11 protein-coding genes are annotated in these 13,694 nt (G+C 56.0%); 2 read left to right on the top strand and 9 right to left on the bottom strand.

Annotated elements, in window-relative coordinates; all coding sequences use genetic code 11:
* Both glgP and Q8Q07_04245 read right to left on the bottom strand, forming a co-directional pair.
* On the bottom strand, positions 1-699 hold a 699-nt coding region (gene glgP / locus Q8Q07_04240), incomplete at its 3' end, for an alpha-glucan family phosphorylase (protein ID MDP3879501.1).
* A 55-nt stretch (positions 700-754) separates the two neighbouring features.
* Complete coding sequence (locus Q8Q07_04245) at positions 755-1,123, bottom strand: Rieske 2Fe-2S domain-containing protein (GenBank protein MDP3879502.1); 369 nt, start codon at positions 1,121-1,123, stop codon at positions 755-757.
* Positions 1,124-1,324: 201 nt separating this feature from the next.
* On the opposite strand from Q8Q07_04245, the gene Q8Q07_04250 reads away from it, so the two are divergent.
* Positions 1,325-1,870: a DUF488 domain-containing protein gene (locus tag Q8Q07_04250; protein MDP3879503.1), complete on the top strand. Its 546-nt coding sequence runs from the start codon at positions 1,325-1,327 to the stop codon at positions 1,868-1,870.
* An 11-nt stretch (positions 1,871-1,881) separates the two neighbouring features.
* Here Q8Q07_04250 and Q8Q07_04255 read toward each other — a convergent pair whose 3' ends face one another.
* The 7 genes from Q8Q07_04255 to Q8Q07_04285 form a co-directional block, all read right to left on the bottom strand.
* Positions 1,882-3,210 (bottom strand): serpin family protein, encoded by a 1,329-nt coding sequence (locus Q8Q07_04255; protein ID MDP3879504.1) that lies wholly within the window; start codon positions 3,208-3,210, stop codon positions 1,882-1,884.
* Between the two features lie 242 nt (positions 3,211-3,452).
* Complete coding sequence (locus tag Q8Q07_04260; GenBank protein MDP3879505.1) at positions 3,453-3,806, bottom strand: cytochrome c; 354 nt, start codon at positions 3,804-3,806, stop codon at positions 3,453-3,455.
* 29 nt (positions 3,807-3,835) lie between these two features.
* Positions 3,836-4,699 (bottom strand): heme o synthase, encoded by an 864-nt coding sequence (gene cyoE, locus Q8Q07_04265; protein MDP3879506.1) that lies wholly within the window; start codon positions 4,697-4,699, stop codon positions 3,836-3,838.
* A 47-nt stretch (positions 4,700-4,746) separates the two neighbouring features.
* Positions 4,747-4,884 carry a hypothetical protein gene (locus tag Q8Q07_04270; protein ID MDP3879507.1) on the bottom strand — a complete coding sequence of 46 codons (138 nt, stop codon included), beginning with the start codon at positions 4,882-4,884 and terminating at the stop codon, positions 4,747-4,749.
* 10 nt (positions 4,885-4,894) lie between these two features.
* Positions 4,895-6,442 carry a cbb3-type cytochrome c oxidase subunit I gene (locus Q8Q07_04275; GenBank protein ID MDP3879508.1) on the bottom strand — a complete coding sequence of 516 codons (1,548 nt, stop codon included), beginning with the start codon at positions 6,440-6,442 and terminating at the stop codon, positions 4,895-4,897.
* Positions 6,443-6,445: 3 nt separating this feature from the next.
* Positions 6,446-6,982, bottom strand: coding sequence for a hypothetical protein (locus Q8Q07_04280; GenBank protein MDP3879509.1), 537 nt, complete (start codon positions 6,980-6,982; stop codon positions 6,446-6,448).
* Positions 6,983-7,012: 30 nt separating this feature from the next.
* Complete coding sequence (locus Q8Q07_04285) at positions 7,013-7,177, bottom strand: hypothetical protein (protein ID MDP3879510.1); 165 nt, start codon at positions 7,175-7,177, stop codon at positions 7,013-7,015.
* Between the two features lie 380 nt (positions 7,178-7,557).
* On the opposite strand from Q8Q07_04285, the gene Q8Q07_04290 reads away from it, so the two are divergent.
* Positions 7,558-13,694: hypothetical protein (locus Q8Q07_04290; protein MDP3879511.1), on the top strand; the 6,137-nt coding region annotated here is incomplete at its 3' end.

The raw sequence follows: 13,694 nt of genomic DNA on the forward strand, positions 1-13,694 counted from the left end.
GACGAGGTCAAAGGGGAATTTATCAAACCCGGCCGGCACAGGGGTATGTGTGGTGAAGACACACTGGTCTCGTACCCGCTCGATGTTCTCCAGGGCATTCACCGGCAGGGCCGATTGCTCCGCTTCATTTGACAGTAAAGCCATGGTCAGCAGCGCCGAGTGACCCTCATTCATGTGATAGACCATCACATCCGTATACCCCAGGGCACGCAGTATGACCAGACCCCCTATTCCCAGCACCACCTCCTGACACAGCCGGTAATGCTCATCACCGCCATAGAGATGGTCGGTCAGAGTACGGTCGAACTCACTGTTCTCCGGCAGCGCCGTATCCAGGAATAATACGGGTATATCGTCAGCTATGGGGCTCGGCAGTATATAACGCCAGGGCCGTATCCAGACCTGCCGACCTTCAATGGTCACCGTACCGCGAACCGAAAGCGGCTCAAGATAGTCTTCCGGGTTCCATTCCGCCGGGCTTTCCCGCTGGTTGCCATCAGCATCCAGGTGCTGATGAAAGTACCCCTTACGGTGTAATAATGTCACCGCGACCAGCGGTATGCCGATATCGGCAGCAGCCCGCAAGGAATCCCCGGCAAGGATCCCCAGACCACCGCTATAGGTTGGCATGGATGCACTAAGGCCTATTTCCATGGAGAAATAGGCTACTATTGATGCTTGTAGTGGTTGAACAGCCATCTCAAGGACTCCTACCGGGACTCTGGTTTAGAAAGTATGGGTAAAACCATAACCATTAAAGCTTGACCAGAATATCATCCCCGCTTACTTTAACCGCGTGGACGGACAGGGGACGCGGTGAACGGAACAGCTTGCTGACGGATGCCTTGATACCTGTCCAGTCCGTCCACCGGATTATCCGGCCATCCTTCAGGTCAAACTTTGACCGGTGACGGGGACAGGTAACCACGGTACCCTGCAAAGTGCCGAGCGCCAGTCTTGCTCCCATATGCGGGCAGATGTTGTCAGCCGCGTAATACTGCTTCCCTACCCTGGCGAGGAGAATTTCACGGTCGCCAGCTCTCGCTTCAATCATTGCGCCATCCTTGAGCTGCGTGGTCTTGGCTATCGGTATGAAATCGCTGGGTTGCGCCGGACTGCTCATTAATATCTCCTTCTCTGCCCAAAACCTGACTCGTAATTGCCCTTTATCCCGTTCAGGATCCGGGGAAAATCTTGGGCGGTAATCCACCTGTCAATTCAAGACTCATCTCAGATTAAGACATAATAAGACATTAGATGTGGAAAAGTTATAAAATGGGGCAGTGAAAAGTTACATTTTTATTACACAGGCTGCTTATCTGAAGTGAATATTCCCGGTGGGATACGAACAATTTTTAGCATAGGGCATTCCACGCGTACGCTGGAAGAGCTTGTCGATTTACTGAAGTCAAACGGCGTTACCAAGGTGAGCGATATCCGTACAATTCCCCGCTCCCGCCGTAATCCGCAGTTCAACATTGAAACCCTGCCCGGAGACCTGAGGGCGGCGGGGATTGGCTATCAGCATCTGCCGGGACTTGGAGGTCTGCGTCATCCGCAAGCCGACTCACCAAACCAGGGCTGGCGTAATGCCAGTTTTCGGGGATTCGCCGATTATATGCAAACGCAGGAATTCGAGGAAAATCTAGTGGCGCTAATGAAGCTGGCACAGGAGGAAACAGTCGCTCTGATGTGTGCTGAAGCTGTACCCTGGCGTTGCCATCGCTCTTTAATCGCCGATGCCTTGTTCACCAGAGGAACCCAGGTACAGCACATACTGAGCGCGACCAGTATCAGACCTCACCAGGTCACCCCCTGGGCGAGAGTTAACGGAACACAGGTAACCTATCCCGCCTCGCAACTCCTGTGACCGGGGGTTGCTTACGTACCGGGGTTGAGGACACGCCCGATAAAGAGGATGGCGCCGGTCTCAATATCACGAATAAGGAAGATGAAGGGACGGTCTATAGTGACTTCCATGGGAGGGTCTACGGGGGCTGATGTTACTCCCACAATCACGGCGGTAGCCGCCGCCGCCTCGGTACCGGCTTCATCCACGGCGACGAATGCCTTGTGGAGCACGTCTGATATGAGCAGCTCGCGGTTGCCCGTCATCCCGGAAAAATCCGCGTTCTCCGTGAAAGCGACCGGCATACCCATTCCGGCTAGAGTTTCCTTAAGGCTGAATTCCGAGTCAAATTCAAACCGGGGCATCATCAGGTTAACCCGGGCATGTTGCAGGCTTTCCATTATGTCATTGACACGCTGATCGTTCAGGTTTTCTTCAAAGGTCTCGAACTGGCCGGTTTCAGGCAGGATGATGACCATGGAGAGTTCACCGCCATCATAGGGCAACTCTACCGCCTGGAACCTCTGTAAAATCCATGTGCTATCCCCACTATCGTGAAGCAGATGGAACTCTTCGCCTCCAAACATATAGCCGAAGGACTCCGTCTGTCTCATCATCGGAACAGTGACCTGTGTGCCATCGAGCAGGTGGAACTGCCCGTCCGCTGTCGCGTCCTCACTAAAGGGGTATTGCCAGGCAGCATTGAAATAGATAGCATTGGTCAGCACCAGTCGTGTCAGTTCGTCAATCGCGCCCTGCGGAATGAGGTCTTCAATACGACCCTCCGTCTCATCGCTGACCCAGTCATTGATGGTGACCCGTGACTTTTCCGTCTCGTTTATGAAATCAACGATTCTCAGACCGGCCCCGTAGTTCTCCGCCAGGACATCGAGGAACGCGGGAAGGAAAGTGTAATCCTCTTGCCCCCAGATGGCGTTGACAATGTTCAGCCTGAATCCCTCGCCGTCCTTGCCGCTGGCTCCCTGTCCCCGTTTACCGAGCTCGATATCCAGGCTGTTGAGAGCCGGATGAAGCCGGTCCTGGGGGAGGATGAAGTGAAGGGTATCCGCCATCTGCTCCGCGGTCTCGCCGCGAGCTCCGGCGTATGTCATCGCCAGTGCCAGTGAAATGCTGTGGGGGGAGTAGAAAAGATTCCCCTCTTTTTCCCTGAGCGCCTGGTACAGCTCAAAGGCAAAAGCGCTGTTCCCTTCAACCAGCAACACCTCATCAGCCGGACTGACATCCGGTGAAGTCACCCGCGGCTTGTCTGACATCACCAGGCCGGCAGCTACCGGCTGGGCGCAGGCTACTACCGGCAACACCAGTAATACGGATAATGCGGAGACTAATCTCTTCTTCATCTTCATTCCCTCCACTTCCAGTAGATATTTTCTATTTTACAATAGACACGACAAATAGTATAACGCGCAGAACCGTTTTTGGTTAGGGGGCTAAAATCGGCGAGTTTTGCCGGGCTGTCCGGTGCCGGAGACAGGCCGATACTCCGGCGCAACAATCCGTTCATTTCCCGGAAATGAAGACTCTTGACCAGTCAGATAAATATTGGAGGCTAGCAGGATATGAGATTGCCTGCCGTTACGGCTCAGCGCCTGAGGAATTGAATCAGGGCGTCTATCTGCTCCGGGCTGAGGCGACCCTCAAATCCAGTCATTGCCGTGCCCGGGCTACCTTTTGTTATGATATCCCTGATTTCCGCGTCACTCTGATCTGCCAGGCTGTCCGGCGTCAGAGACGGCGCGATATCGGGAGTCCCTTGCCGGTTTGTCCCGTGGCAGGCGGCGCAGTTGGTGCTATACAATAGCTGGGCATCAATCCCTGCAGGAAAAGTGGGGAGTGATGGTGTTGTGGGTGAAGTCGGCGCGGGTTCTGCCCCTCCGCAGGCAGCGAACGCCAGCGCCGCTATGGTAATGATAGAGAGAACTGCCAGATTCCGCATTAAAGCCTCCTTGGTATCTAAAGTAGTATTTAAGATAGCACATCCGCTAACATGAACACAAACAGACCCAGAAGGTACAGACCGGATAATTTATAATTGCGCCAGGCCCGTTCTTTACCGGGTTGCCTCCAGAGCCATAAGCCTGAAGCCAGGAAAAGCGTGCTCAGGAACAGGGCACCAGTCAGATAGGTCAATCCCAGCGGGCTGAGAAAATAAAGCAGCGGTACGGTTATCATCAGCAGTGCACTGTGCAGCACGATATAACCCGCTGTTTTCCTCGCCCCGAGGACATTGGGCAACATCGGTATGCTTGCTTTCCGGTAGCTTTCCTGATGAACCAGGGCGAAGCTCCAGAAGTGACCCGGCGTCCACAGGAATACAATCAAAGCTATCAGGAAGGGTGCGGGGGACAGCTCATGGGTAATGGCAAACCACCCCGCCAGAACCACGCAGCTACCGGATAACCCCCCGATGATTATATTGAGGGAGGTGCGCCTTTTCAGCCACATGGTATAGAGCACTACGTAGATTAGCGCCCCGGAGCCTAGAGAAAGAACCACCAGGGAACCCAACTGGAAGGCAACCACCAGGGAAACAACCAGAAGCACCAGTCCAAGAACGAGAGCGGCGGTGGCGCTGACCTTATTCCGGGGTATGGGACGGTTCCTGGTACGCGGCATAACCGCATCGATGTCCCGGTCCAGGTAGTTATTGAGGACTGACGCTCCGGCGCAGGCCATACCGCCCACGAGGGCGAGTAAGGCTAACCTGGCCGGAGAGAAATCACCGGCCCCGGCAATCAGTGCCGCCACTATAGCCACTATTACCAACAGGGCTACAATCCTCAGCTTCAAAAGAGAGAGATAAGGCAAAGACCAGCTAATGGCTTTCATTCTCGCAATCCGTTCCTGTACCCTTCGACTGTAAGAGACACGACCGTTTACCGCACCGGCCACGCTTCACTGAGTAAGACCCAGTTGGCAAAGTACAGACCAACAAAAACCAGGAAGAAAATCGCTATCAGTACCAGCGTTCCCGGCGCCTGAATTCCATGATGCTCATTTTTATGTTTGTCCATCAGGTTACCTCTATCTAGCCCTTTCCATTTTCTTGCCGTTGAGTAATGTCAGTACCATTATCAGAACGAATATAATACCCCCGATGGTGGCGATGCTGCCGCCCATGCCGAGTATTGCCGTAGTGAATTGAGCACCCTCATAGGCCGGGGCGGCTAGTGCGGCGCCCTCCGGGCTGATGTCCCAGGTGCGGCGGGGCACACCCAGAATGCCCGACCACATCATACCGAGGCTCAGCAGGGTAATTCCGGCGCCAAATATATAGGGCTGCACCTTCGCCCACTTGAGACCCACGAGCTGACGGCTGGCCATCAGTGGTACCAGGTAGTAAGCCAGCCCCATGAATGCCAGCGTCGTGCCACCGACGACAGTGGCGTGGAAGTGCCCGGGGATACGCAGGGTATTGTGGGCAATCAAGTTAAGCTGGAGTGTACCCTGGATAACGCCGCTGGTGCCACCGATGAAGCCGAAAATCACCAGGGAAACCGCCAGGGCGGCAAAGCCCGGCTCTTTCCATGGCGCCCTTACCAGCCATTGGAAGATACCCTTCACATAGCCCTTGGCGCGCTGGGCTACCTCTACTCCCGCCGGAATTGAATAGGCGTGAATCATGCTGGCCACTACCGCCAGATAGATGAAGTAGCTGGTATTGAAGATACGGTTGTGCTGACTGAGGCCCGGGTCGACCATAAGGTGGTGAACAGAGCCCAGGTTGATGAACAGAATATAGAGTAAGAAGGCAACCCGGCTCAGTTTTTCATTCACCGGCTTGGCGCCAACTGTCAATGCCCCCAACGCATACCAGACAGCGACCATTGCCGCCAGGTTTATCTGCTGCGCCGGGTGCCCGAATGCCCAGAAAAGAACGCGGTAAAGCGCCGGGTCATAGTCAGGGATAAGCCCGATGGACCAGAAGAAAGCCGGGACAAAGGTGATAGCACCGCTCAGGAGGGTATACACGGCGATTACCGCGGCGGCGATGAGACCGTAGGTCACCAGCGGAACCGACCCGGTAAACGCCCTTTCCCGCTTGGCGACTATTATATTAGCCAGGAACAGCCCCACCGCAATCAGTGCCCCGACGGCGAAGAGAATTACACCCAGGTAGAATGCCGGATGTGCTTTAAGGGGCACGTAAGCGGTGAACATAACATCCGCGCCGCCGGTGAACATCACAACGTTGACCATGACAGCGCCAGCTACCATCAGGGCATAAGCCAGCCAGGCCAGGCGGGGAAGTATTAGGCGGGCATTGAGCATGACAGCTCCACCAAAGTAGAGACCGGCCACCTCAAAGAAGACAATCCACAGCACCAGCATATCAGTACCGTGGATGGAGGTGAACCGGTAATAGAGGTCAGCCGGCAACAGATGTACCGCTTCCCACCGGGTCAGGGCGATGAGGATGGCCATCACCAGCCCGATGAGCAGGAAAACAACGGCGGCCACCGCGTTGGCGAGGATCAAGCGTTGCGCCGGTAAATGGACCCTGAAACCGGTGACCGAGCAGGTTCTGAACGCAGTTTTATCACTTTCAAAAGTCTTGGTCTCTGTTGCCATTATTTACTCCGTGACGATTATTTTGCCCAGCATGAGATGATGACCGGGGCCACAATATTCATTGCAGACAAGCTGGTACTCACCAGCTTTGTCCGGGGTCATAGTCATTACGTAGTCATAGCCGGGCAACACCTGAAGGTTTAAATTGCCCGGCTGAATTGAAAGTCCGTGTTGAAAATCCAAGGAAGACGCGTGTATACGGTAAGTGGCTCCTTTCTCAAGTTCCAGGATTGGCGTCCACTGCCACGCCCGCGCGATGAGGTAAATATCACTGCCTGCCGGCGGACGTACCACGGGGATGCCATTCTCGCTTCCTACCTGGTACCTGGCCACAAAGTCATTGGCCAGTGTCTCAAATTGCGCGGGGGATACGCGGTAGGTCTCAATTGGCACCTCCTGTTTACCTCCAATGCCTGACCACAGGTACATAAAGGCAAACATAAACACACCCCAGACCACCGCCACGGTAACCCACACCTTTTCTTCCCGGCTGAGTGGCTGGCGCCACCATAACCGCTCCGGAGATGTCAAACTACTCATCTCTTACCTCTTCTCATTGTTACTAAGTTACTAACCGTGGGGTACATTGAGGACCTCCAGAGCGCCCCACAGAGTATAAAGAAGAAAGGGGATCCCCAACCCGAGGGCCAGCAGGAAGAAAATATCATCTAAAAGCACCTGCCCCAGCGGGAGCTTCTCCGGCTTACCGCTCTTTTCCGGTTTGACTTTCTCCATCCGCCCATCTGGCATAGGTCACCTCGCTTTCAGGATATTCGCTGCAAAAGCAAAACTACAAAAATAATATAGGCTTCGGGGTTTGCCAGTGAATACGACTTTTGTCGTATTTCCCGGAAATATGGTGACAACATGTGTAAGGGTTCCGGGTATTGGTAAGTTTACGGCAGGAGATTACGTAGATATACCTATTTTCAGGAGAGCCGTAATATGGCACTATTATTTATAGTAATAAGTTATCATCTCGGGCACGTTGTTTTGCAGTTACTATTTGGAAGATTGTCAATTTTCTTCTTCGGAACAACCCACTGATTATTCACCATAAAATTAATAGCGGCGACGCATTATTCTATTCATTATCCGTTAGAAGGGGAGGTAAAGTGATAAAGAAGAGTAGAAAACGATACGGGATTTCACTGGCTCTGGCCGGGCTAATTATTTTTAGCTCGTTGATACCGCCTGCGGCAACTGCCCAGGCGGCTCCACTTTCAGACAGCGGGCGCGTGGTTGTGGCGAACGTGGTCGCTCTCGACCAGCCATTAATCTACAACCGGCTGGGAGCGATGACCCCCGGCGGAATGATTTACGCGCTCCGGCGGGATGTCGTTAACAAAGATACCGACCTTACCGAGGCTGAAGGCGGGGTTCTGGCGCCGGGGCAGGTAATGCTGCGGCCGGACAAACGCCCGCGACCGCTCACCCTGCGGATGAACGTGGGCGATAAGCTCCGGATAAACTTCCAGAATCTACTTACTCCTGAGCCTTTATTGGGACCACCGCCGCCACCAGACCCCGAGCATCCTGAACTTGCCGATCAACCCGGCCTGCTGCAGCCGGCTACCAGAACGGTAGGAATCCACGTGATGGGACTGCACCTGGTCAATAGCATCCTGGACGATGGTTCGAATATCAGCCAGAATGATAGCAGCCTGGTGGCGCCGGGCAGTCAAATTACCTATACCCTGCATGCCGACCGGGAAGGGACGTACCAGTTACAGAATACCTCCGATACCGGCAGCGGTGTGCTCAGTTCCTGGAACTTTGGTCTCTTCGGTGCGGTCAATGTGGAACCGGCCGATTCCGAATGGTACCGCAGCCAGGTAACACAGAGCGAAATGGCGCTGGCCACTACCGGCAACACCACAAGCGGTCATCCCGTCATCAACTATGATGCCTTATACCCGGATGGCCCTTACGCCGGGCTGCCCATACTCAATATCCTGAGCGGCAATGAAATCATCCACTCCGACCTCCACGCCATTATCACCGGGCCCGGCCGCGGACTTTTTCCGGACGGCCAGTATCCGCCCAATCCGGCCTATCCTGACCGGAACCAGCCCTTCCGCGAGTTCACCCAGATATTCCATGATGAAAATGAGATCCTTCAGGCGTTCCCCATATTCGAAGACACAGCATTTGAGGAAACGCTTCACAGCGTGCGGGATTCGTTTGGCATTAATTACGGCACCGGCGGCATCGGCGCCATGGTCGTTGCCAACCGTCTCGGCGTCGGCCCGATGTGGGACAGTATCGATATGAAATATGAGGAGTCCTTCCTCAGTTCCTGGGTAGCCGGTGACCCGGCGATGATTGTCGACATCCCGGCGAACACCACCGACAATACCAGCCAGCTTATCACCGGGCCCAAGGCTACCAAAGCCCTGTACCCCGATGACCCATCCAACGTGCACCACAGCTATATGAATGACCGCGTGAAGATAAGGAACATCGCCGTCGGCAAAGAGCCTCACATATTTCATCTCCACACCCACCAGTGGCTCCTCACTCCCGATGACGATAACTCCAACTATCTCGATATGCAACTCATCGCTACAGGCAGCGGCTACACCTATGAGATAGCCTATGGCGGCTCGGGTAATCGCAACAAGACCTTCGGCGATGCCATCTTCCACTGCCACTTCTACCCTCACTTCGCCCAGGGCATGTGGGGACTGTGGCGGGTCCATGACACCTTTGAACCGGGAACGGTGCTGGATGCAGAGGGACGCCCGGCGCCGGGCAGCCGGGCGCTCCCCGATGGCGAAATAGAGTCCGGCACTCCCATCCCCGCCATTGTCCCTCTGCCTAATCTACCCATGGCCCCCGTGCCCGGCGATGTCACCATAGTGCCCGGCTTGACCTTCGACCCGCCGCTGCCCGGCGGCCAGATTTCTATTACCGAGCCTGATGCTGATGGGGATGACATGCCTGACCGCAATGTCGGCTTCCCCCTCTTTATCCCCGGCGTGGCCGGTCACCGCGCGCCAACCCCACCGCTGGACCTGGTGGATGACGGCGGGCTGCCCCGCCACATCATCATCGGTGGGACGGCAATCAAGGTTATTGATCCCTTGAGCTTTGCCGCTGACTTCACTTCTGTAGTCGCCAGGTTCCTGCCCGAGGAAGGAACCCCGGCCGAGCAGGCCGCCATGGACTTCCATGCCCGGCGGTGGCATAATACCGCTCTGCCGGATGGCACCGTACTCACCAGTGAGACCGGCTTTGAAACCAACGGTCTGCCCCCGGTACCGGGCGCTCCCTATGCCGACCCGGCACGGACTGACGACGGAGTAGCCCTGGAGACGAACCGGGAATACCGTGCCGCCTCCATCCAGCTTGACGTGATTCTCAACAAAGAAATCTGGCACTTCCCTCAGTCACGTATCACCGCGCTCTGGGGAGATGTCGAGGCGATATTGAACGGGGATAAAGCTCCCGAACCTTTTGTCATGCGGACGAATTCGCACGATGTGATTGACTACTATCTTACCAACCTTATTCCGATGAGATACCTGCAGGATGATTTTCAGGTGCTGACGGAGACTGATGTCGTCGGCCAGCACATGCACCTGGTCAAGTTCGATGTCCTCTCCGCCGACGGCGCGGCCAACGGTTACAACTACGAGGACGGCGCTCTCAGCCCCGAGGAAGTGCGCGAGCGCATCCGGGTTATCAAGGATCCGGGCGGGGATGCACTGGACCTGCCTGACGGAATGACTATCGACGACCTGGAGCCTCAGCCTCATCCCTTCTTCGGCGCTACCGGGCCCAACGAAGAAAACTGGCTGGGCGCTCGTACCAATATCCAGCGCTGGTACGCCGATCCCCTGGTCAACAATGCCGGTGAGGAAAGGATGATGGGTAATGCCTTCACCCATGACCACTTGAGTCCATCCACGGTACAGCAGACCGGGTTGTACGGAACACTGCTGACGGAGCCGAATGGTTCCCAGTGGCGCCACCCGGAGACGGGAGACCTCCACGGCGGGCACGACGTAGCGCCGCGCCCGGTTGACCAGAACGACTTCTCCGGTACGGACGGCGGGCCTACGTCCTGGCGCGCTGACATCATCACCGCCGAAGACCGCGGTGAAGGCCCGACCAGCAACCTCGATAAGGAGAGTTTCCGTGAGTTCTACTTCGAGTTCGCCGACTTCCAGCTTGCCTACCGGGAAGGACGGGGCGGCACCACGGCAAATCCTGTTCCGGATTTCGAGGGGGCTATCAATCCTCCACCAGTACCTGAAGCGATTTCCGCCGCGGACGTGGGCACCTATTCCGTCAACTACCGGAATGAACCGCTGGGCTTCCGCATCTTCGACCCCGAAACGGGATTGCAGACGCTGGGACCGGCGGGAGACCTTTCCTTGGCCCTGTCATCCAACATCACCCGGTCCAATCCAAGGTTTAACGTCCAGCCGGCTTTTTACCCACCCCTGACAGCCGATGTCGGCCCCGGTGACCCGTTTACCCCTATGCCGCGCGCCTACGTCAACGATAACGTCAAGGTAAGGATACAGGTAGGAGCTACCGAGGAAGGGCACAATTTTAATATCCACGGGTTGAAATGGCTCCAGGAATATGCCAGCCCGAACTCCGGATGGCGCAACTCCCAGATGATGGGCATCTCCGAGCAGTTCATCCTGGACGCGGTCATCCCGCCGGACCCACAGCAGACAGATGTAGCTGACTACCTCTACTCGGCTAACTCGGCCAGTGAAGGGTTATGGAACGGCGTCTGGGGGATCTTGCGCTCTTATGCCAGGATTCGCAACGACCTGCTGCCGCTGCCCGGCAATCCCATCGGGGAGGATGGGCTGGTAATCAATAATCTTGCCGAGTTCACCGGCCTGGCGCCGGCCGGCGCGCCGGTCAGGGAGTTTGACGTTACGGCCGTGACCGCTCAGGACGCCCTTCCCGGCGGGACGCTGGTCTATAACTCGCGTACCGATGGCCTCGGGCCTTTGCATGACCCGACCGCCATCATGTATGTCCGGACGCAAGACCTTGACGCAGATGGCAGGCTTAAACCCGGTGTCCCCATCGAGCCGCTCATCCTGCGCGCCGCCGCCGGTGACCGTATCCTGCTGACGCTGCGCAACCGGCTTCCGGAAACCCTCCCGGACCTTGAAGGCGCTAACCTTGTGCCCCTTTTGATACCGGGTTTCAACGCTGATAATATCACTGCGTCCAGCCGGATAGGGCTTCACCCGCAGCTAATCTCCTATGCTATAGGGAGTGACGATGGCTCAAGTGTCGGCAGGAATGCTGACCAGACTATCGGGCCGGGTGAAACCGGACAATACCAGTGGTACGCCGGTGATGTAAAGCTGATAGATGGCAATCTAACGGCCACTCCCATTGAGTTTGGCGCCATCAATCTTTCTTCTTCGGACAAGATAAAGCACAGCAACAAGGGCGCCCTCGGCGCGTTGATAATCGAACCGCAGGGTTCTACATGGGTGGAGGATACGGGCAGCCGTGCCTCGGCAACGGTGACCAAAGCGGACGGCGCCACTTTCCGCGATTTCGTCCTCGTTTTCCAGGATGATGTCAACCTCAGGTCCGGTGACCTGGCTTTGCCAAACATCGGTGGCGAGGATGACGCTGAGGACAGCGGTCAGAAAGCGGTCAACTACCGGGCCGAGCCATTCTGGTTCAGACTGGGAATCGCCCCGTCAACGCCAGACATAGCCGTCATTGCTAACGACTTCACCGATTCCCTATCCAACAGCCTGACCGGAGGCGACCCGGAGACGCCGGTATTTATCGCCACCGCCGGAACCACGGTGAGGTTCCGTGTTCTCAAACCGGGCGGACATAACCGTAGTGAAGGGTTCACACTCCACGGCCATATCTGGCAAAGGAACCCTTACATCAACAATTCTACCGAAATCGGCGACAACCCGCTCTCGCAGTGGATTGGCGTTCAGGAAGGAGTCGGGCCGACCAACCATTTTGATATAGTCCCGGTAGGCGGCGCGGGGGGAGGTTTCGGCGTGCTCGGCGATTACCTCTTCCGTGACATGAGCCCCAGTCATTTCAACAATGGCGCCTGGGGTATCCTGAGAGTGGTCAGGAATATCAGCCTTGATGGACTCAGTAGCAGCACCGGATTAAGCGTAAACCAGCACAATGATGTCGTCGGCACAGTCAAGCTGTCAAGTCAGGATGGCAACACTACTTTGACATTAGACGCAAACACAAGATTACTTGGCGCCGGTGGAAGTGTAGTTGAGTCTCTCTCAGGAAACCAGACACCCATCACTCCAGCACCCCCACCGGACAATATAATCTTACACAGCTTCGAGTTAAGCCCTACCGGTATTACTTTCAGTCCGGCGGTGAACATCGGCATGGACTACGCCAGAGAAAGTTTGCCTTCCGACGTTGCTGAATCAAGCCTGAGAATACTTCTCTGGGATGGGACGAAATTGAACGCCCTGCCCTCCACGGTCAATGCCGCTGACCAGACCGTAACCGCCGAGACAACGGCTTCAGGAGTATTCGCCCTGGTGGGTCAGAGACCCTCATCCTTCGATGATGACCAGGGTGGCGGCGGAGGTGGTGCCTCAATAACCACCACTGACGTTGCCCTCAGCGGACTGACCTTGGACGGCGCCCTGCGGCTAAACTCAGCCGGCGCGGTCCAGAACACGGTTAAACTGAGTAATGCCGATGGTAGCTTAAACATCAATATTCCCTCAGGAACGACTCTTAAGACGGCCGCAGGTAGTCCACTCAACTCCCTGACCATCGCCGTACCGGATACTCTTCCGGCAGCACCATCAGGTAAAACCGTTGTCCTCGCTCTGGACCTTGGTCCGGATGGCGCTACTTTCAACCCGCCGCTAACGCTGACTCTAACCTATGACCCGGCTTCCCTGTCCGCGGGTACGGCGGAGGATAACCTTGTCATCGCCTTCTGGGACGGCTCTGAGTGGGTCATACTGGAAAGCACTGTAGATACTCAGGCTGATACCATTTCGGCGCAGGTAGCCCATTTCACCATGTTTTCAGTGATGGCTGAAGAAGCGACAATACCGGCTCCGGTAACGGCACCCGCCCCTGCTCCGACTCCCATCCCGGAGACTGAGCCTACAATAGCGACTGAGATTCAACCAGACCCTGCACCCGAACAGTCACCGGTACCGGTGACGCCACCCACCCCCCTGCCACCACCACCCCCACAGGTTGAGGCGCCACCAACCGGGCCCGGCTGGATGCTAACCGGCGG

It is taken from the genome of Dehalococcoidales bacterium, from assembly GCA_030698765.1.
GTDB lineage: Bacteria > Chloroflexota > Dehalococcoidia > Dehalococcoidales > UBA2162 > JAUYMF01.